Origin of the sequence: Streptomyces sp. MNU76 (genome assembly GCF_020982545.1) — a bacterium.
GTDB lineage: Bacteria > Actinomycetota > Actinomycetes > Streptomycetales > Streptomycetaceae > Streptomyces.
The window spans coordinates 168260-187204 of sequence record NZ_JAJKLK010000001.1 but is presented as its reverse complement, the minus strand read 5'-3'; the positions used below and the strand labels follow the sequence as shown (position 1 = coordinate 187204).

The 18945-nt window shown below is 71.9% G+C and carries 15 protein-coding genes and 4 pseudogenes; 10 read left to right on the top strand and 9 right to left on the bottom strand.

Translation table 11 applies throughout. From position 1 onward, the window contains the following. Positions 1 to 55: 55 nt before the first annotated feature. The 6 genes and pseudogenes from E4N62_RS00770 (at position 56) to thpD (ending at position 5311) form a co-directional block, all read left to right on the top strand. Positions 56 to 1591, top strand: a complete 1536-nt coding sequence (locus E4N62_RS00770; protein ID WP_230212347.1) for a class I adenylate-forming enzyme family protein — start codon at positions 56 to 58, stop codon at positions 1589 to 1591. 93 nt (positions 1592 to 1684) lie between these two features. Then, complete coding sequence (locus E4N62_RS00765) at positions 1685 to 1963, top strand: phosphopantetheine-binding protein (RefSeq protein ID WP_230211468.1); 279 nt, start codon at positions 1685 to 1687, stop codon at positions 1961 to 1963. Further along, on the top strand, positions 1960 to 3264 hold the full coding sequence (gene ectB, locus E4N62_RS00760) for a diaminobutyrate--2-oxoglutarate transaminase (RefSeq protein ID WP_230211467.1): 1305 nt from the start codon (positions 1960 to 1962) through the stop codon (positions 3262 to 3264). The genes E4N62_RS00765 and ectB overlap by 4 nt, the downstream gene beginning before the upstream one ends. Before the next feature lie 80 nt (positions 3265 to 3344). After that, on the top strand, positions 3345 to 3773 hold the full coding sequence (locus E4N62_RS00755) for an ectoine synthase (RefSeq protein WP_230211466.1): 429 nt from the start codon (positions 3345 to 3347) through the stop codon (positions 3771 to 3773). Continuing rightward, positions 3770 to 4330: pseudogene (ectA, locus tag E4N62_RS47775) on the top strand (diaminobutyrate acetyltransferase); the annotation flags it as partial. The gene E4N62_RS00755 and the pseudogene ectA, both read left to right, overlap by 4 nt. Before the next feature lie 72 nt (positions 4331 to 4402). Then, entirely contained in the window at positions 4403 to 5311 is a 909-nt protein-coding gene (thpD, locus tag E4N62_RS00745; RefSeq protein ID WP_230212345.1) for an ectoine hydroxylase, read from the top strand. 80 nt (positions 5312 to 5391) lie between these two features. Here the strand turns inward: thpD and E4N62_RS00740 are convergent, their stop codons facing one another. Further along, positions 5392 to 6381 carry a GlxA family transcriptional regulator gene (locus E4N62_RS00740; protein WP_374116897.1) on the bottom strand — a complete coding sequence of 330 codons (990 nt, stop codon included), beginning with the start codon at positions 6379 to 6381 and terminating at the stop codon, positions 5392 to 5394. Positions 6382 to 6451: 70 nt separating this feature from the next. Here E4N62_RS00740 and E4N62_RS00735 point away from each other — a divergent pair, with 70 nt between their 5' ends. Further along, positions 6452 to 7804: an MFS transporter gene (locus tag E4N62_RS00735; protein WP_230211464.1), complete on the top strand. Its 1353-nt coding sequence runs from the start codon at positions 6452 to 6454 to the stop codon at positions 7802 to 7804. A gap of 215 nt (positions 7805 to 8019) precedes the next feature. Here the strand turns inward: E4N62_RS00735 and E4N62_RS00730 are convergent. Beyond that, positions 8020 to 8990 (bottom strand): annotated as a pseudogene (locus E4N62_RS00730) (GlxA family transcriptional regulator). Between the two features lie 143 nt (positions 8991 to 9133). Between E4N62_RS00730 and E4N62_RS00725 the strand changes: the two are divergent. After that, positions 9134 to 9637, top strand: coding sequence for a protease (locus E4N62_RS00725; protein ID WP_230211463.1), 504 nt, complete (start codon positions 9134 to 9136; stop codon positions 9635 to 9637). A gap of 59 nt (positions 9638 to 9696) precedes the next feature. Beyond that, entirely contained in the window at positions 9697 to 10197 is a 501-nt protein-coding gene (locus E4N62_RS00720) for a levansucrase (protein WP_215455740.1), read from the top strand. 5 nt (positions 10198 to 10202) lie between these two features. Here E4N62_RS00720 and E4N62_RS00715 read toward each other — a convergent pair whose 3' ends face one another. The 3 genes and pseudogenes from E4N62_RS00715 to E4N62_RS00705 form a co-directional block, all read right to left on the bottom strand. Beyond that, complete coding sequence (locus E4N62_RS00715; RefSeq protein WP_230211462.1) at positions 10203 to 10733, bottom strand: hypothetical protein; 531 nt, start codon at positions 10731 to 10733, stop codon at positions 10203 to 10205. Positions 10734 to 10895: 162 nt separating this feature from the next. Further along, a pseudogene (locus E4N62_RS49195) lies at positions 10896 to 11075 on the bottom strand (MFS transporter); the annotation flags it as partial. 66 nt (positions 11076 to 11141) lie between these two features. After that, complete coding sequence (locus tag E4N62_RS00705) at positions 11142 to 12479, bottom strand: DUF445 domain-containing protein (protein ID WP_230211461.1); 1338 nt, start codon at positions 12477 to 12479, stop codon at positions 11142 to 11144. A gap of 238 nt (positions 12480 to 12717) precedes the next feature. Here E4N62_RS00705 and E4N62_RS00700 point away from each other — a divergent pair, with 238 nt between their 5' ends. Continuing rightward, positions 12718 to 14043: an SGNH/GDSL hydrolase family protein gene (locus E4N62_RS00700; RefSeq protein WP_230211460.1), complete on the top strand. Its 1326-nt coding sequence runs from the start codon at positions 12718 to 12720 to the stop codon at positions 14041 to 14043. A gap of 270 nt (positions 14044 to 14313) precedes the next feature. On the opposite strand, the gene E4N62_RS00695 is transcribed toward E4N62_RS00700, so the two are convergent. The 4 genes and pseudogenes from E4N62_RS00695 to E4N62_RS00680 form a co-directional block, all read right to left on the bottom strand. Continuing rightward, on the bottom strand, positions 14314 to 15165 hold the full coding sequence (locus E4N62_RS00695; protein ID WP_230212343.1) for a DUF1707 domain-containing protein: 852 nt from the start codon (positions 15163 to 15165) through the stop codon (positions 14314 to 14316). A gap of 81 nt (positions 15166 to 15246) precedes the next feature. Further along, a pseudogene (locus E4N62_RS00690) lies at positions 15247 to 16212 on the bottom strand (ATP-binding cassette domain-containing protein); the annotation flags it as partial. Positions 16213 to 16250: 38 nt separating this feature from the next. Next, positions 16251 to 17132 (bottom strand): ABC transporter permease, encoded by an 882-nt coding sequence (locus E4N62_RS00685; protein WP_230211459.1) that lies wholly within the window; start codon positions 17130 to 17132, stop codon positions 16251 to 16253. Then, positions 17125 to 17925 carry an ABC-2 family transporter protein gene (locus tag E4N62_RS00680; RefSeq protein ID WP_230211458.1) on the bottom strand — a complete coding sequence of 267 codons (801 nt, stop codon included), beginning with the start codon at positions 17923 to 17925 and terminating at the stop codon, positions 17125 to 17127. Before E4N62_RS00680 ends, E4N62_RS00685 begins: the two co-directional genes overlap by 8 nt. Positions 17926 to 18945: the final 1020 nt, after the last annotated feature.

The window sequence follows — 18945 nt, the reverse complement described above, 5'->3', positions numbered from 1 at the left end:
CCCCGCCGACGCACATCCACCACCCCTCCCCCACCACCTCCACCAGCTCCTCGACCTGGCCGCCGAGCGGGACCCCCGGGCCACCGCCCTGAGCACGAGCGGAGGTGGTGTTCTCTCCTACGGCGAACTGGCCGAGGCCAGTACGCGGTTGGCCGGACGGCTTCGGCGGGAGGGTGTGCGCCGGGGTGACCGCCTGGTCGTGAAGGCGGCGGACGGGCTCGGCGTGGCGATGCTGGTGTACGCGGCGTCCCGCATCGGGGCGGTGTTCAGCGTGCTGCACGAGGAGGTGCGCGGCGGCCCGTTGGAGCACGTGCTCGGCGACTGCGAGCCTCGTGTCCTCGTCTCCGACGACCCGAAGGCCCTCCGTACCGCGGCCGGGGCCGGCGTGACGGCCGTACGGATCGAGGATCTCCTACGGTCCACCACCGACGGCCCTCTTCCCCTCACCGCCGACGGCCCCGCGCCCCTCACGACCGACCCCGTGAGCCTCATCTACACCTCAGGCACCACCGCGCTGCCGAAGGCCGTCGTGAGCACCCACCAGCAGGTGTTGTTCGCGGTGTCGGCGATCCAGTCGTGCCTCGGATACCGGGCCGAAGACGTCGTGTACTGCCCGCTGCCCCTCTCCTTCGACTACGGCCTCTACCAGCTCTACCTCTGCGCGCTGAGCGGCGCCCGGCTGCGCCTCGGCACCGTCGCGGAGTCGGGCCCGCCGCTGCTGCGGAGTCTGGAGGAGAGCGGGGCCACCGTGCTGCCGGGGGTGCCGTCCGTGGCCGACCGGCTGGCGTGGCTGGTGCGGCGTGGCTCCGGCGGGGCGGCGGGCGGTCGGCTGCCGAGGCTACGGCTGCTCACCAACACCGGCGCGGCACTGTCGGACACCACCATGGCCGCACTGCGCGGCGCCCTGCCGGGGCTGCGGATCCAGGTGATGTACGGCCTCACGGAGTGCAAGCGCACCGCGATCATGCCACCCGACGGCGACCTCGCCCGGCCCGGCTCCTGCGGTCTGCCGCTGCCCGGCACCGAGGTGTTCGTCGTCGGGGACGACGGCGAGCGACTGCCGCCCGGGGAGATCGGGCAGTTCGTGGTGCGCGGACCGCATGTGATGGCCGGCTACTGGCGGCGCCCCGACCTGACCGCCGAGCGCTTCCCGCGCGCGGAGGGGCTCTTCCCCGAACTGCGCACCGGCGACTACGGCAGGCAGGACGATGACGGCTACCTGTACTTCTCCGGGCGGCGCGACGACCTCTACAAGGAGCGTGGCTTCCGGCTCAGCGCCACCGAGGTCGAGGCCGCTGCGTCCCGTGTCGAGGGCGTCGTGTCGGCCGCCGTCCTGCCTCCCGACGGGCAGCGGTCCGCCGTGCTCGCCGTGGTCGCGGACCTGCCGGCCGAAGCCGTGCGCGAGCGCATGCGCGACCTGATCGAACCCTTCAAGATTCCCCGTCGCTGCGTACGCCTCGACGCGATCCCCGTGAACGGCAACGGAAAGGTCGACCGGAAGGCCCTGGCCACCCTGGTCGCCTCGCCCGACCCGCTCACCACCCCGGCAGCCGGCTCCGGCCCCGCCACGCCCACGGCCCCGGTTCCCTGAGCGCCCTCTACCCCGCCCACGCCCTCGACCCCAGCAACCGACCAACCCCACTAACCCCACCATCCCCGCCATCCCCACCCCGAAGGACTCGCAATGGATCGTCAGAACGTCGTCACCGCGCTGGAAAACGCCCTCACCCACGTCCTCGAACGCCCCGTCACCGGTCTCCACGGCGACATCCGGCTCTTCGACGACCTGCACCTCGACTCCACGACGATGCTGGAGATGCTGATGGCCCTGGAGGACTCCCTAGGGCTGGTCGTCGACCCGGAGGAGCTGGACGCGGACGACTTCGTCTCCGTGGACACCTTCACCGACTTCGTCCTCGCCTCAGGCGTCACGTCGGGCATCCCCGAGCAGGCCGCCGTATGACCATCGCCCCGCCCGACCTGAGCGTCTTCGAGACCCTGGAGTCGGAGGTCCGGAGCTACTGCCGGGGCTGGCCCACCGTCTTCGACCGGGCCCGGGGCAGCCGGCTGTACGACGAGGACGGCCACCCGTACCTGGACTTCTTCGCGGGCGCCGGCTCCCTCAACTACGGGCACAACAACCCCGTACTGAAGCGGGCGTTGCTCGACCACCTGGAGCGGGACGGGGTCACCCAGGGCCTCGACATGGCGACCACCGCCAAGCGGACGTTCCTGGAGACGTTCCAGCACCTCGTACTCCGGCCGCGCGACCTGCCGTACAAGGTCATGTTCCCGGGGCCGACCGGCGCCAACGCGGTGGAGGCCGCGCTGAAGCTGGCGCGGAAGGTGAAGGGCCGTGAGTCCGTCGTCTCCTTCACCAACGCCTTCCACGGCATGTCGCTCGGCGCGCTCGCCGTCACCGGTAACGCCTTCAAGCGGGCGGGAGCGGGAGTGCCCCTGGCGCACGCCGTCCGGCTGCCGTACGACGGTTACCTCGGCGAGCGCCGGACCCGTGTCACCGACCACCTCACCGACCGACTCGACGGCCTCTCCGAACTCCGCTGGTTCGAGCGGCTGTTGGAGGACCGGGGCTCGGGGCTGGACACGCCGGCCGCCGTGATCGTCGAGACCGTGCAGGGCGAGGGCGGGGTCAACGTCGCCCGTCCCGAGTGGTTGCGCGCGCTGGCCGCGCTGTGCGAACGGCACGACATGCTGCTCGTCGTCGACGACATCCAGATGGGCTGCGGACGGACCGGTGCCTTCTTCTCGTTCGAGGAGGCGGGCATCACGCCGGACATCGTCACCCTCTCCAAGTCCATCAGCGGGTACGGCCTGCCGATGTCGCTGACGCTGTGCAGGCCGGAGCTGGACGTCTGGGAGCCCGGCGAGCACAACGGCACCTTCCGGGGCAACAACCCCGCGTTCGTCACCGCGTCCGCCGCGCTCGCCGCGTACTGGGCCGACGACCAGACCGAGAAGCAGACCCTCGCCCGGGGCGAACAGGTCGAGCGGGCGTTGCTCGCCCTCGTCGACGAACACCCGGACGCCGTCCACCGGGGGCGCGGTCTGGTCTGGGGCGTCGAGTTCACCGACCGGGGCCGGGCCTCGGCCGTCTGCCGTCGCGCCTTCGAGCTGGGTCTGCTCCTGGAGACCTCGGGCCCCGAGGACGAGGTCGTGAAGCTGCTGCCGCCCCTGACCGTCACCCCCGACGACCTGGACGAGGGCCTGCGCGTCCTGTCCCGAGCCGTCCGCGAGACCGCCTGACCACGGCGACGGACCGTCCACACCGACCACCAACCGCCTGACCACCAACCCGCCTGGCCACCGAAAGGGCTGAACTTACCGTGATCGTCCGATCGTTCAAGGACATCGAGAACACCGACCGTCATGTGAAGGCGAAGTCGGGCACCTGGGAGAGCAAGCGCATCGTGCTCGCCAAGGAGCGGGTCGGCTTCTCCCTGCACGAGACCACCGTCTACGCCGGCACCGAGACGACCATGTGGTACGCCCACCACATCGAGGCCGTGCTGTGCGTGGCGGGCGAGTCGGAGCTCACCAACGAGGAGACCGGCGAGAAGCACTGGATCACTCCGGGCACGATGTACCTCCTCGACGGCCATGAGCGGCACACGCTCCGGCCGAGGACGGACTCCCGATACGTCTGCGTCTTCAACCCGCCGGTGACCGGCGCCGAGGACCACGACGCGACCGGCGCGTACCCTCTGCCGACCGAGGCGCCCGGCCTGACCGCCGAGGGGGTGGGCCGGCCGTGACCAGCCCCACCGCCACCCGGACCGACGCGGAGAACACCGACCGGGCTCCCGCCGAGAAGGCCGCCCCGGCCGCCGCCACCCCCGAACCGACCCGCCGGGCAGTCTTCCGCGAGCCCCGTCCCGAAGACGGCTTCGCCGTCTGGGAGTTGGTGAAGAACACTCCCGGCCTGGACACCAACAGCCCCTACTCCTACGTCCTGTGGTTCCGGGACTACGCCGACTGCTCGCTGCTCGCCACCGTGAACGGTGAGATCGTCGGCTTCCTCACCGGCTACCGGCGCCCCGACGAGCCCGAGACGTACTTCGTCTGGCAGACGGCCGTCAGCCCCCGGCACGGCATCCCGTTCCTCGGTGTACGGCTCTTCGAGGCGGCGGCCGAGCGACAGCGCGAGCGCGGTGCCCGCCATGTCGAGGCCACCGTGTCCGCCGACAACAAGGCCATCCACATGGTCCTCAAGCAGTACGCGCGCAAGCGGTCGGCCGAGGTCACCGAACGTGTGCTGTTCCCGGCCGCGTGGCTCGGCGAGGGCCACCACGACGAGGTCCTGCACCGCATCGGCCCCCTCACCCCCTCACCACCGACACCACCGCCACCACCCCCACCCCTCGCACCCCTCGGAGGAGCAGGCATGACCACCGCCCCCACCGCCCCCACCCGCACCGACCGCTACCCGACCCGTGTCACCGGCAAGGCCGTCACCCAGCCGCGGGTCGACCCGACCGTGTGGGGCACCCGGGAGGGGCCGCTGACCCGGCACGAACTGGAGCGCTACGAGGCCGACGGCTTCCACGTCTTCGACAACCTGCTGAGCGAGCAGGAGGTCCAGCTCTACCGTGCGGAACTCCGGCGGCTGAGCGAGGACCCGGCGATCCTGGCGGGCGACCGCGTGGTGCTGGAGCCGGACTCCGACCGCCTCCGTTCCGTGTTCGAGGTGGAGAAGGTCAGCGAGGTCTTCGCCGATCTGCTCGCCTCGCCCCGGCTGACGGACGTGGCCCGGCAGGTGCTGGGCTCGGAGGTGTACGTCCACCAGAGCCGCGTCAACTACAAGCCGGGCTTCGGCGGCGCCCAGTTCGACTGGCACTCGGACTTCGAGACCTGGCACGCCGAGGACGGTATGCCGAGGCCGCGCGCGTTCAGCGTGTCCATCGCGCTGAGCGAGAACTACGAGTTCAACGGGCCGCTCATGGTGATGCCGGGGACGCACCGCACGTTCGTCCCCTCGGTCGGCGAGACGCCCCTCGACTTCCACAAGGAGTCGCTGCGGGTGCACAAGATCACCGTGGGCTCCCCCGGACCGGAGCATCTGACGCGGATGGCCCAGGAGCACGGGATCCGACAGATCGCCGGGCCCGCCGGATCCGCGGTGATGTTCGACTCCAACCTGATGCACGGCTCGAACGGCAACATCACCCCGTTCGCGCGGTCCAACATCTTCATCGTCTACAACAGCGTGGAGAACCTCCTGGAGGAGCCGTACGCGGCCCCCGTGCCCCGGCCGCAGCACCTGGGCAACCGGGAGTTCCCGCGAGGCATGTGACCGACGGCGCGACCGTACGACGCCGGCATGACCGTACGACCATGGGGCGGCCCCTCCTCGAAGGGGCCGCCCCCTCGGCGTCACGTCGCCCGGAACGTAGTCCGGTACGCGCTCGGGGACGTGCCCAGCGCCTCCTGGAAGTGCCGGCGCAGGTTGGCAGCCGTGCCGAGGCCCGTGCGGGCCGCGATCTGGTCGACCGGCAGGTCGGACTCCTCCAGCAGCTCCCGTGCCCGCTCGACGCGTTGCTGGGTCAGCCAGTTCATGGGGGTCGTGCCCACCTCGTCCCGGAACCGGCGGTTGAAGTTGCGCACGCTCATCGCCTCCCGCGCCGCCAACTGCCCCAGGGTGACCGGCTCGTGGAGGTGGCGCAGCGCCCATTCGCGGGCGGCGGAGGTGGCGGGCGCCGCGAGGGCGGGAACGGGGCGGCGTACGTACTGGACCTGGCCGCCCTCGCGGTGCGGCGGCACGACCGTACGGCGGGCCACGTCGCCCGCGACGGCCGTGCCGTGGTCGCGGCGGATCATGTGCAGGCACAGGTCGATGCCGGAGGCGCAGCCGGCGGAGGTCAGGACGTCACCGCCGTCGGTGTAGAGGACGTCCGGGTCCAGCTCGACCCGGGGGAACAGGCGGGCGAACAGGTCGGTGTACCGCCAGTGCGTGGTGGCCGTGTGGCCGTCGAGCAGCCCGGCGGAGGCGAGCACGAAGGCGCCGGTGCAGATGGAGGCGATCCGGGTGCCGGGGCGGATCCGGGCGAGGGCGTCCGCGAGCGGGGCGGTGAGGTCGGGGGTGTCCTGGACGTAGTCGTCGTGGGAGGACAGGACGATGACGGTGTCCGCCTCGGCCAACGCCTCCGGGCCGTACGGGACGTTGACCGTGAAGTCGCCGTCCGTACGGGTGACACCGGCTCGCAGCCCGCAGGTGACGACCTCGTACAGCGGCTCCCCCTCCGCCGTGGCCCCCTCTCTCGCCTGCCCGAACAGCTGGTGCACGATTCCCAGTTCGATGGGCAGGAGCATCTGACGGGCGAGCACGGCGACGCGGTGGCGTCCGGGACGGGCGAAGACAGGCATGGCCACATTCTTGCGCACCTGGTCCATCTGGCCACTCGTAGGGGCGGGGCACGGCCGACAGGCTGGACGTATGGCTGAGCTGACGACCCCCCGGAACCGCCAGGACGACAACGGCACCACGCCCCGCGACCATGACGACGGCAACACCCCCCGCGACCATGACGGCAGCACCCCCCGCCTCCACCGCGCCTGGGCCGTGGCCCTCGCCGCCGGGGCGGCCATCGTCACCGCCGGGGCCTTCACCACCGTTCCCGGGCTGCTGGTGACGCCGCTGCACGAGAACTACGGCTGGGACCGGGGCCAGATCGCCCTCGCCGCCTCGGTGAACATGGTGCTCTTCGGTCTCACGGCCCCCTTCGCCGCCGCGCTGATGGACCGGGTCGGCATCCGGCGCGTGGTCGTCGGCGCCCTGCTGCTCGTCACGGCGGGCGCGCTGCTCACCAGCGTGATGGCCCAGCCCTGGCAACTGACCGCGTACTGGGGCGTGTTGATCGGCCTCGGCAGTGGATGTCTCACCATGACGTTCGCGGCGAGCATCACGAGCAGCTGGTTCGAGCGGCGGCGCGGACTGGTCACCGGAGTGCTCAGTTCCTCCAGCCACCTGGGCCAGCTCCTCTTCCTGCCGCTGCTCGCCTGGGGCGTCGACCGGCACGGCTGGCGCCCGCCGGTGGTGACGCTCGCGTTCGTCGCCCTCGCGGTGGCCGCCCTCGTCCTCCTGCTGCTGCGCGACCACCCGGCGGACGTGCGCGCGAAGCCGTACGGGGCGACGGAGTTCGTACCGAAGCCGCCGCCTGCGTCGGGGGCGGCGCAGCGTGCCCTGAAGGTGCTGTTCGACGCCGCGCGGACCGGGCCGTTCTGGGTCCTGGCCGGGATGTTCGTCATCTGCGGCGCCTCCACCAACGGGATCATGTGGAGCAACTGGGCCCCGGCCGCCCACGACCACGGCATGCGCGCCACGGCCGCCGCCTCGCTGCTCTCCCTGATCGGCGTGTTCTCCGCGCTGGGCGCGGTCTTCTCCGGCTGGCTCACCGACCGCTTCGACCCGAGCCGCCTGCTGTCCGCGTACTTCGCGGTCCGCGCACTGACCCTGCTGGCGCTGCCGATGGTGTTCTCGTCCACCGTCACCCCCACGATGGTCGCCTTCGTCGTCGTCTACGGCCTCGTCGACGTCGCCACCGTCCCGCCGGTCATCGCCCTCAGTGACCGCGTGTACGGCGAGGACGGCCCGATCGTCTTCGGCTGGGTCAACTCCGCCCACCAACTCGGCGCGGGCGCCTCCGCGTTCCTCGGCGCCACCGCCCGTGATCTCTTCGGCGCGTACGACGTCGTCTGGACCGTCCTCAGCGCGGTCTGTCTGGCCGCGTCCCTGCTGGCCGTGGCCGTACGGGGGCCTCGGGGCGCCCGGCGGGTGGCGGCGCAGTAGCCTCGGGCGGGGCGGTCCTCGCGGTGGCGTGTGCGGCGGCGGCCCAGCAGTGGCAGAAGGGGTTGCCGGGCCCTGGGTAGCCGCCGCCGGTAGGGGCCGCCGGTCGGGGGCTGCGGGTTGTCCGTGGTTGCTCGCACAGTTCCCCGCGCCCCTTACGGGGCACGGCCGTGGAGGGGCACGGCCCGAGGCGAAGCGGCCGTGAAGGACTCCGCCCTCTAACGCCTCCGCGCCCCACGCCCCTCTCCCCGGAACGCCCTCCGGTACGCGTACGGGCTCGCTCCCACCACCCTCTTGAAGCGGTCGCGGAAGGCCGTGGGGGAGCCGAAGCCCGCCTGGGTCGCGATGCGGTCGACGGTGTGGTCGGTGGACTCCAGCAGGTACTGGGCCCGACGGACCCTCGCCCGGTGCAGCCACTGCAAGGGCGTCGTGCCCGTCTGTTCGCGGAAGCGGCGGTTCAGCGTACGGGTGCTGGTGCCGGCGTGGAGAGCGATGTCGTCCAGGGTCAGATCCCGCTCCACGTTCTGCTCCAGCCAGCGCAGCAGGGGCTCCATGGTGGTGCCGGCGGGTGCCGGGGGCAGGTCCTGCACGATGAACTGCGCCTGTCCGCCCTCCCGTTCGAGGGGCATCACACACATCCGCGCGGTGAACGCGGCGACCGCCGAGCCGTGGTCCTTGCGGATCATGTGCAGGCACATGTCCATGGCCGCGGCGGCGCCCGCCGAGGTCAGGAACTGGCCGTTGTCGACGTAGAGGACGTTCGGGTCGACGGTGACCTTCGGGTGACGGGCCGCCAGATCGGAGGCCGCGATCCAGTGCGTGGTGGCGCGCAGCCCGTCCAGCAGCCCCGTCGCCGCGAAGAGGAACGCGCCCACACAGATCGACGCGATCCGCGTCCCGCTCGCCGCCGCGGCGTGCAGCGCCTCCGTGACCCCCGGCGGCAGGGGCCGGGTCGGGTCGGCCGTCCCCGGCAGGATGATGGTGTCCGCCTCGGCCAGCGCCTCCAGCCCGTACGGCGCGCGGACGCTGAACGGCCCCGCCCGCACCACCCCGTCCCCGCCGCCGAGCAGACCCGCACCCGGTACGCCTCCCGCCCGTCCGGCAGCCGCGCCCAGCCGAAGGTGTCGACGGGAGCCGACATGTCGAAGGGGATCACGTCGTCGAGCGCCAGTACGGCCACGGTGTGCATGGCGGGAGCGTAGGCCCGCACCGGGATCCGGCCAACGGGAGGCGGGCTTCTCCCACCCTGTCGTGGCGGCGCTGGCGAAAATCCGTTGGGGCATGGCAATCAAGCCACTCCTCTGTGATCCTTCCCCGCCCTACCGTCCCCCTGTGACCAAGTTCCTTCTCTCCCTCCACGTGCTCGCCGCGATCATCGCCGTCGGGCCCGTCACCGTCGCGGCCAGCATGTTCCCGCCGAGCGCCCGCAAGGCGCTGGCCGAACCCGACAGCGAGCGGGCGGTGTCGGCCGTACGGCTGCTGCACCGGATCTGCCGGGTGTACGGCGGCGTGGGCATCGCGGTGCCCGTGCTCGGGTTCGCCACGGCGCTGAGCATGGGGGTGCTGAAGGACGCCTGGCTGATCGTGTCGATGCTGCTGACCGCCCTCGCGGCGATGGTCCTGCTGGCACTGGTGCTGCCCCGGCAGGAGGAGATCCTGGAGGGACTCGGCGGCACCGCCGTCGGCACCGGAGCCGCGGCCGGAACCGGCACCGGCACCGACGCCGGACCCGCGGCCACCGCCCGACTCGCCATGTTCACCGGCGTGTTCAACCTCCTGTGGGCGACCGTCACGGTCCTCATGATCGTGCGACCCGGTTCGACCACCGGAGCCTGACGTCCGTGTGAAGCCGCCCCGGCTTCACACGCGCCCACCGGCGGGTGCATGATCCGGCCATGCATCCTCAGCAGACGCCCTCCCAGACCTACCTCGCCTCCGTGGCCGCCCGTCTCGCCGCCGACGGATGTCGTACCTGGTGGGAGGAGTGGGCCGGGGTGCCCGTGCTCGTCGGGCGCCGGGCCGACTTCCGGTGGAGCTGGATGGGGACGAAGCTGCACCTGTTCACGGTCGCGGCGGCGGTCCAGGAGATAACCATCCCGACCATCGAGACCTTCACCGACCAGGTGCTGACGTACGCGAAGAAGACCAAGGGCGGTCTGCCGGCCGGGATCCAGAACGGCATCGGCGCGTTCCCGGTGCTGGTCAGCGACCGGGTGGACCCGGCGGCCGTCCGCTGGGCGGAGGCCCAGCAGCGCAACAAGTGGGCGTGCATGGCCCGCCCCGTGGTGGTCGACAGCACCCAGCAGTACGTGGGCTCGTACCGCGGCACCCCGGCCATCGGCCTCGCCTACTCGTCGTTCTTCGAGCAGAAGGCCCGGCAGTACTTCTACGGCTGACGGTTCTACGGCTGACGGGCGCCCGCACGGCGGCCCGGCGGCGGCTGCTCGGCGAACCGGGCGGTGACCGAACCGTCCTGGGGCCGGCTGTGGATCAGCCACCGCTCGTCCACCGGATCCGTCCGGAACCGGCGCGCCACCGAGGACGCGACCAGCACCCACGCGCCGAGCACCAGCGTGAAGAAGGCCCACGACAGCGGCCATACGTCCGCGTCCGGAGGCTCCGGGGGCGCGTGGAAGGACACGTACATCAGGGCGGACGGCGGCACGGCGACCAGGAGCAGGGGCCAGGCCAGGGCGTCCCGGTGGCCGAAGTAGGCCGCGAGGAGCAGCAGGACGAGGGCGAGGACGACGACGCCCGTGACGGTCACGGGCGTCGTCTCCGTGAGGGAGCCCTCCAACTCGGGGCGGTCGCGAAGATCCCACGGCAGGCACAGGCGGTACGCGGCCGCGGCGAGCGCGGCGCCGAGCAGGCGGGTCAGCCAGCGTTCCGGCCAGGGGCACGTGCGCAGGGGGCGGAGCAGCTTCTCGGTCATGCGTACGAGGTTTCCGCCCCGGGAGCCAACCGGACAGAGTACGGATACTCAGACCGCCCTACTTCCCGGACCCAGAAGACGCCGACCGGAGCCGCGCCCCAAACGGGCGCGGGGAACTGCGCGCCCGGCCCCCACGCAGCCGCAGCCAACGAACAACCCCACCCCACACACAACCCCACCTGACGCTGGGCGGAGCCCGAGGACCCACACGGTGCCGAGGCCGATCACGATCGTCCAGTGCCGGCGCGACCAGGGCAGCCGGTCCAGGCGCGCCGGAACGGCGGTGGTGATCACTCCCGGTGATCCCGGTGATCCCGGTGATCCCGGCGGCTTCGGGGCGATGAGGACATGGGTGCGGGCTCCCTCCACATCGAGCGAACTCGCCCCGAGTGCCCTGCCGGACAGCGGTTACGCCCCCAGCGCCCGCGACACCGTGTAGATCAGCAGCCCGGCCAGCGAACCCACCACCGTGCCGTTGATCCGGATGAACTGCAGGTCACGGCCGATGTTGGCCTCGATCTTCTTCGTGGTGTGCTCGGCGTCCCAGCTCGCGACGGTCTCGGTGATCAGGGAGGTGATCTCGGCGCGATAGGTGGTGACGACGTGCACGGCCGCGCCCTCGACCCACTTGTCCACCTTGGCCTGCGCGCTCGGCTCGGTGGCCATCCGCGTCCCCAGCGACAGCAGGGACGCGCGCACCCGCAGCCGCAACTCGCTGCGCTCGTCCTCGGCGGCGGACACGATCATCGCCCGTACGGCCGTCCACGCTGAGGCGATCAGGTCCTGGACCTCGCTCCGGCCCAGCACCTCGCCCTTCAGCCGCTCCACCCGCGCCCGGGTCTCCGTGTCGGACTGCAGGTCGGTGGCGAAGTCGGTGAGGAAGCGGTCCAGGGCGCCGCGCGCCGGGTGGGTGGGCGAGTCGCGCATCTCGGTGGCGAAGCGCAGCAGTTCCTTGTAGACGCGCTCGCCGACCTTGCGGTCCACGAACCGGGGGGTCCAGCCCGGGGCGCCGCCCTCGACGGCGTTCATGACCTGCGTGTCGTGCAGGACCAGCCAGTCGTGGGCGCGGGTGCAGATCAGGTCGACGACCCGCCGGTGGCCGCCGTCGGTGACGACCTTCTCCAGCATCTTGCCGATACCGGGCGCGATCTCCTGCGCGTTCGCCCGCCGGGTGATCGCCTCCCCCACCACGGCCTGCACGTCCGAGTCGCGCAGCACGGTCAGCGCGCCCCGCAGCGCGGTCGCCAGTTCGGCCGTCACCCGGTCGGCGTTCTGCGGCTCGGCGAGCCACGCGCCGAGCCGGCTGCCGATGCCGACGGCCCGCAGCCGCTGTCGTACGACGTCCTGGGAGAGGAAGTTCTCGCCGACGAACTCACCCAGCGAGACGCCCAGTTGGTCCTTCTTGGTGGGGATGATCGCGGTGTGCGGGATGGGCAGCCCGAGTGGATGCCGGAACAGCGCGGTCACGGCGAACCAGTCGGCCAGCGCGCCCACCATGCCCGCCTCGGCCGCCGCCGCGACATAGCCGGCCCAGGCGCCCGCGCCCTCGTGCGCGGCCCACTTGGCCAGCACGTAGACCAGCGCCACGAAGAGCAGCAGTCCGGCCGCGATGAGCTTCATCTGCCGAACGCCGCGCTGCTTCTCCTCGTCGGCGGCGCTGAAGGTGGTCATGGTGCGGTGCGAGGCGCGCGGCCCGGCGCCCGCCGCCGCCCCGGGCTGCGCTTCTTCCGCTTTCGTACGGTCCATTCACTCCACCCGTTCCCTGTCCCCCGTACACATTGTCCCGTTTCCCGTCTCTTCACCGCTCGGTGACGTGATGTGGACTACTCCATGACCGACTCCCGGAACGGAACAGGAGTTCCCCGCGTCTGTCCGGGCGGGGGAACCGATGGGGGTTCTCGCAAGCAACCCCCATCCCATGACGCATCATGGGGTGATCACATCGGAGCCTCGGGGCTCCACAGCCCGAGGAGTCACACACCGCATGACCAAGCAGCACGGTTATGCACTTCTGGCGGCCATGGCCGCCCTGATCGTGGCCGTCTCGGCCGCGATATACGTCGGCGTCGGCATCGACGACGGCACCCCGCGGCAGGAGACCTTCGCCCGCGCGCCCCACAACAGCGCCGCCCCCGCCTCCACCGGCGTCTGGGTCGGAGCCTGGGCCGCGTCGCCGAGCGGGTCGGAGCCGGGCACCGAGCGGGACGGACTCGCCGGCCGCTCGGTGCGCAACGTGGTGCACACGACCGCCGCCGGTACGAGTGCCCGCGTCACCCTGTCCAATCTCTACGGCCAGCAGCCGCTGACCATCACTCACGCCTCGCTCGCCGTCGCCGCTTCGAGCGACACCCCGGCCGCGGCGGCCGAGACCATGCGCCGTCTCACCTTCGCCGGCAACCCGACGGTCGTCATCGCGGCCGGCCGGCAGGTGGTGAGCGACGCCGTACGGGTGCCGATCCCGCACGACAGCGACGTACTGATCACCACCTACTCCCCGACCCCCTCCGGCCCGGCGACCTACCACGCGCACGCGCGGCAGATCTCCTACACCGCCGAGGGCGACCAGGTCGCGGACGTCACCGGTGAGCCGTACACCACACAGACACTGCACTGGCGGTACGTCACCGCCCTGGACGTGCTGAGCAACGAGTCCGAGGGCACGGTCGTGGTCCTCGGCGACTCGCTCACCGACGGCGTCAGCTCCACCGTCAACGAGAACCGGCGCTGGACGGACGTCCTCTCCGGACGGATCCGGGCGGCCGCCGGCTCCTCCGACGCGCCCCGCTACAGCGTCGTCAACGAGGGGATCAGCGGCAACCGCGTCCTGACCGACGGCAACGGGCGGCCCGCCGAGAACCCCAGCGGCCTCTCCCGCTTCCAGCGCGACGTGCTCGGCCGTACGGGTGTCAAGGCCGTCGTCATCGACCTCGGTGTCAACGACATCCTGAAGAACCCCGGCCGGGCCGACCCCGTGGCCATCACCGACGGCCTCCGCCGGCTCGTCGAGCAGGCGCACGCGCGGGGCCTGCGCGTCGTCGGCGCCACCCTCATGCCGTTCCACGGCCACCGCGGCTACTCCGACCAGCGCGAGTCCGTCCGCCAGGCCGTCAACGCCATCATCCGCTCCGGCGACGTGTACGACGCCTACGTGGACTTCGACAAGGCCCTGCGCGACCCGTACGACCCCCGCAGCCTGCGCCCCGACTACGACTCGGGCGACCACCTGCACCCCAGCGACAAGGGCTACGAGCGCATGGCGGAGGTCTTCGACCTGGAGCAACTGAAGGGATCGGCACCGGCGAAGCTGTGACGGTCACTGCGACACGGGAGGGAGCGCCCCGTCAGGGGCGCAGCCCGTAAGGGGGCGCGGGGAACTGCGCGAGCGACCACGACGTGCCCGCACCCGGCAGACGGCCTAGGGGGTGTTTCGAAAGTCCTGTGCGGTGCCCGCGGTGTCCGGTGCGTGCTCTCGGCGTGCCGGACGAAAGCCCTCGTACTGGACGTACTTGGGGTTTCGGCCGGTGCGGCGAGAGTGCGTGCCGGGCGCCGTGGGTGCTGTGCGGGACTTTCGAAACACCCCCTAGTTGCCTCTCCCCCGCCGTCGCTCCCGCTCCGCGTCCCGCCGGTCGCGCAGAGCGTCCCGCACCTGGCCCATCGCCTCCCGATGCGCCTCGCGCATCTCATGCGTGTGATCGCGATGCGACGCGTGCAACTCCCGCCGAGCCTCACGCCGTTCCAACCGCTCCTGCCGGCGCGCCTCCTTCAACCGCTGGCGCTCGGCCTTGGGCACCTTCCGCTCTACCCCGACCCCGCCCCAGAACGCGAACCCGGTGAGAACGACCCGCGGAGCACCCGGCTCCCCGGGCACCCCCTCCTCGCTATGGTCGAAGCCGCCCATGATGCCGATGCCCCGGACCACGACCTCGACGCCGGGCGGCACGATCACGTTGATCCCGCCCATGATCGCCACACAGTTGATGACGACCTCACGCTCCGCGAAGTACGCGTCCCGCAGGTCCAGTTCCCCGCCGCCCCAGAACGCGAAGCAGTCGAACCGCGCGGGCACGGTCCACCGCCCCTTGCGCTCGAACCCGGACATGATCGCCACACCCCAGGTGGACGAGCCGTCGCCCCCGACGATCCGCTCCGGCCAACTCGCGTCCGCCGCGGACCCCTTGACCAGGGACACGGGCGGCTGCGGCACGACGGCCGGCGGCGCCACCGCGCCCGCGCCGGGCAGATCCCGGGTGATCGGCGCCAACTCGCCGTAGGTCCGCGCCTTGTACGTCGCGTCCAGCCGCTCCTCGAACTCCTCCATGTCGAGCCGCCCCTCCGCGAGGGCGTCCCGCAGCTGCTCGGAGACTCGTTCACGATCGGCGTCGGAGGCACGAAGGTCCGCGGCGGCCGGAAGATCCGGCAGGTCGTCCGTCATGCGAATCAGCCTACGAGGAACCCCGTACGGGGGGCTACGACACAGCCGCACCGGGCTCCCCACCCCTCCCTCCTTCCCCACCCGCTCCGCCTGCTGCGCGTACATCTGGGCGATCACGGCCTCGATGTCCGGCTCCCGCACGGAGAGATCCACCAGCGGATACGCGGACGCGATCCGGGCCACCAGCGGGGCCGCCGACTCCGACGCGGGGAACGCCAGCCACTGCCGGGGCCCCTCCACCCGGACGACCCGGGCGGGCGCGGCCTCGATCGGCGGCAGCTCCCGCTCCAGGTCCACGACGAGCGTCCGCTCGCTCTCGCCCACCTCGTGCAGCCCGGTCAGCGGGCCGTCGTACATCAGACGCCCGTGGTCGATGACCATCACCCGGCCGCACAGCTGCTCGATGTCCTGGAGGTCGTGCGTGGTGAGCAGCACGGTCGTGCCCCGCTCGGTGTTGAGGTCCTTGAGGAACTCGCGGACCTTGGCCTTGCTGATGACGTCGAGCCCGATCGTCGGCTCGTCCAGGTACAGCACCTCCGGGTCGTGCAGCAGGGCCGCCGCGATGTCCCCGCGCATCCGCTGCCCGAGCGAGAGCTGCCGTACGGGCACGTCCAGCAGCTCGCCCAGTTCGAGAAGTTCGACGCACCGGTCGAGGTTCTCGCGGTAACGGGCGTCCGGGATGCGGTACATGCGGTGCATCAGCGCGTACGAGTCGATGAGGGGGAGGTCCCACCACAGGGTCGTCCGCTGGCCGAACACCACCCCGATCCGCCGGGCCAGCCGCGTCCGTTCCCTGGACGGGTCGATCCCGGCGACCCGCAGCCGCCCCCCGCTCGGCGTCAGGATCCCCGTCAGCATCTTGATGGTGGTGGACTTCCCGGCGCCGTTCGGCCCGATGTAGCCGACCATCTCGCCGCGCGCCACCCTGAACGAGATCGAGTCGACCGCCCGCACCTCACGCCGCTCCCGGCGCAGGAACCCGGTCTTCCTGCGGACGTCGAAGACCTTCTCGACACGGTCGAGTTCGATGAACGCGCTGTCGGCCACGAACGCGCCGTCTGTCGCAAACGCGCTGTCTGTCACGCTCAGCTCCCTGTACTTCGATACGAACGCAGCCCCGCCCGCCAGGCGACCCCCGCCAGGGCGCAGCAGGCCACGCCGACCAGCGGGGGCGCGAAGGCCAGCCAGGCCGGCAGGTCGAGGGGGTAGGGGCGGCCCAGGACGTACAGTCCGGGCACCCAGTTGACGAAGGCGAGCGGCAGGACGAAGGTCACCCCGCGCACCAGGTCCTTGGCGAAGAGCGCCGGCGGGTACTGCAGGAGGGTCACGCCGCCGTAGGTGAAGGCGTTCTGCACCTCGGAGGCGTCCTGCGCGACGAACTGGAAGGCCGCACCCGCGACGAACACCGCGCCGAAGATCAGCCCGCCGCTCCCCACCATCAGCGGGATCATCAGCACCTTGGCCGGGGTCCACGCGATGTCGAGGGAAACCAGGGCGTAGCCGAGGACGAACAGCCCCTGGGTGATCCGGCCGAGGCGGCGCAGCGCGAACTTGTCGGCGGCGACCTGGGCGAGCACCGGCACGGGGCGTACGAGGAGGGTGTCCAGCGTGCCGTCGCGGACCCGGCGCCCGAGCCGGTCCATCGAGCCGATCATCAGATCCGCGAGGCCGAAGGCGACGGCGGAGGTGCCGTAGAGCAGGGCGATCTCGGGCAGGGTGAATCCGCCCAACTCGTCGACCTGCGAGAACATCAGCAGGATCGCGACGAAGTCGAAAGAGGTCGCCGCGAAGTTCCCGAACGTCGTCATCGCGAAGGACGCGCGGTAGGCCATCGTGGAGCGGATCCACATGGCGGCGATCATGCGGTAGGCGCGCAGCCCGTCGCGGACGCGGCTGTACGTGCCGTACTCGGCGAACGGGTGCTCCCGCTCGGTGCCCGTGGCGGGGCGCTCGTCCACGTCAGCCACCCTGGACCACCACCTTCCGGGTCGCCGCCGACTGGATCAGCCGTCCGACCGCGAGCAGGGCCGCCGCCCAGGCGAGCTGGAAGGCGTACGTCCGCAGCGGGTCGGCCTCGCCGAGCAGGACGTCCGCCGGGGCCTGGAGCAGCGCGGACCAGGGCAGGACGCGGGCGAGGTCGCCGAGCGCGCCGGGGAAGACGTTCAGCGGCAGGAGCATCCCGGAGAAGAAGACTCCGGTGAGCCAGGTGATCTGCATCGCTCCGGCGCCGTCGAGGAGCCAGAAGGCCCACAGCGCGACGATGTAACGGATCGCGAAGCTGACGAGAGCGCCGAGGGCCACCGCGACGAGACAGGCCAGCCACGGCAGCGGGCCGGAGGGCAGGGCCAGGTCGAAGAAGAGGGCGCCGCACAGCATGGGCACGACACCGCGTCCCAGCAGCTGGAACAGGGCGCGGCCCATGTCGGCGGCGAGCCACCACAGCTGGAGGTCGACGGGCCGGTACAGGTCGACCGCGATGTCACCCGTCCGGATCCGCTCGATCAACTCCTCCTCGAAGCCGACGCTTCCCAGCACCATGACCGCGAACATCGCCTGGCCGACCCATACATAGGTGAGGGCCTGTGCTTGGTCGTAGCCGCCGAGGTCGGGCTTCTCCTGCCAGAGGGCCAGGTAGGTGTATGCGAGGATGAAGCCGAAGACGGTGTTGGTGAACACCCCCGCGGCGGTGGCCACCCGATATGTCGCGTACCGCCTGAAACCACCGGCGGCGACGGCGGCGTACAACCGCCCTGTGCCCACGAGGAAACCCCCATCCGCTGCGAAGAGTTAGGCGAAAGGCCGAGGCCTGGACCGATTCGGGCCGAAGCGAAGAAGCCTAGTCCGCGGCCGGAGGGGCCTGCCACGCGTTTTCGGGGCGGACAGCGGGGCGGACGGTGGCACTCATGAGGCGTGCGGGGCACGTGCCGTGATCCGGGAACGGATCGCACGGTACGAGAGTCTTCACTCAGGGGCGCAGAACCGGCCCGGAGTGGGCGCAAAGCGTACGAGTCCGTACGGAAATGAACGTACGACGCGGAATCAGGAGCACGGCAGCACGATGAGCGACGAGCCGCAGCCGAAGCGGAACGGCCCGGGCTGGGCACCGAGAGACCCGGAGCCACGCACTCCGGGCACACCTCAGGGACCCGGTGCCGACGCCGACGCCGCCAGGAAGACGCCCACCGGCGACGCCGGCCCGGCCTCCGGCAAGGGAGCCGCGTCCGACGGACAGCCGAACGGCCGACCTCCGGCGACCTCCGGCGCCCGCCCGGACCCTCCTCCGAGGGCAACCCCACCCGCCTTCCGGCCCGCGCTCCGGCACGGCTTCGGGCGCGTCCGGCGGCCCTGGCACTTCCGGCGCTTCCGGCGGCGGGAGGCCAGCTCGGCACCCGGCGGACAGCCCGACCCGACTTCCGGCGCACGCTCAGGCGAGGCAGCCGGTGCTTCCGGTGCCTCCGGTGCCGGCGGGAGGCCCGGCGGCAAGCCCGGCCCCGCGTCCGGCACACGGCCGGACGGACGGCCCGGCACGGCGTCCGACGGCCAGTCGGCGACAGCACCCGGCGGGAGGCCCGGCGCGGCGCCCGGCGGCAAGCCCGGCTCCGCCCTCCCGCCTCGGCATCCGGCGGGCAGACCGGTGCAACGGCCGGGCAGGCGCCGCGGACCGAGTCGGCGTCACCCGCCGACGGCGGGTCCACCGGCGCGCGCGACGGCCGGCAGACCGGCGGTCGCGGCGGCCGCCCGCAGGCGCTCGGGACGGTCAGCCCACCGGTGCTCGCGACG

What these genes read in the sequence shown, in the direction of transcription:
- E4N62_RS00765 (WP_230211468.1), top strand. Translation starts at nt 1,685, where the DNA reads ATGGATCGTCAGAACGTCGTCACCGCGCTGGAAAACGCCCTCACCCAC.
- ectB (WP_230211467.1), top strand. Translation starts at nt 1,960, where the DNA reads ATGACCATCGCCCCGCCCGACCTGAGCGTCTTCGAGACCCTGGAGTCG.
- thpD (WP_230212345.1), top strand. Translation starts at nt 4,403, where the DNA reads ATGACCACCGCCCCCACCGCCCCCACCCGCACCGACCGCTACCCGACC.
- E4N62_RS00740 (WP_374116897.1), bottom strand. Translation starts at nt 6,381, where the DNA reads ATGCCTGTCTTCGCCCGTCCCGGACGCCACCGCGTCGCCGTGCTCGCC.
- E4N62_RS00735 (WP_230211464.1), top strand. Translation starts at nt 6,452, where the DNA reads ATGGCTGAGCTGACGACCCCCCGGAACCGCCAGGACGACAACGGCACC.
- E4N62_RS00720 (WP_215455740.1), top strand. Translation starts at nt 9,697, where the DNA reads ATGCATCCTCAGCAGACGCCCTCCCAGACCTACCTCGCCTCCGTGGCC.
- E4N62_RS00715 (WP_230211462.1), bottom strand. Translation starts at nt 10,733, where the DNA reads ATGACCGAGAAGCTGCTCCGCCCCCTGCGCACGTGCCCCTGGCCGGAA.
- E4N62_RS00705 (WP_230211461.1), bottom strand. Translation starts at nt 12,479, where the DNA reads ATGGACCGTACGAAAGCGGAAGAAGCGCAGCCCGGGGCGGCGGCGGGC.
- E4N62_RS00700 (WP_230211460.1), top strand. Translation starts at nt 12,718, where the DNA reads ATGACCAAGCAGCACGGTTATGCACTTCTGGCGGCCATGGCCGCCCTG.
- E4N62_RS00695 (WP_230212343.1), bottom strand. Translation starts at nt 15,165, where the DNA reads ATGACGGACGACCTGCCGGATCTTCCGGCCGCCGCGGACCTTCGTGCC.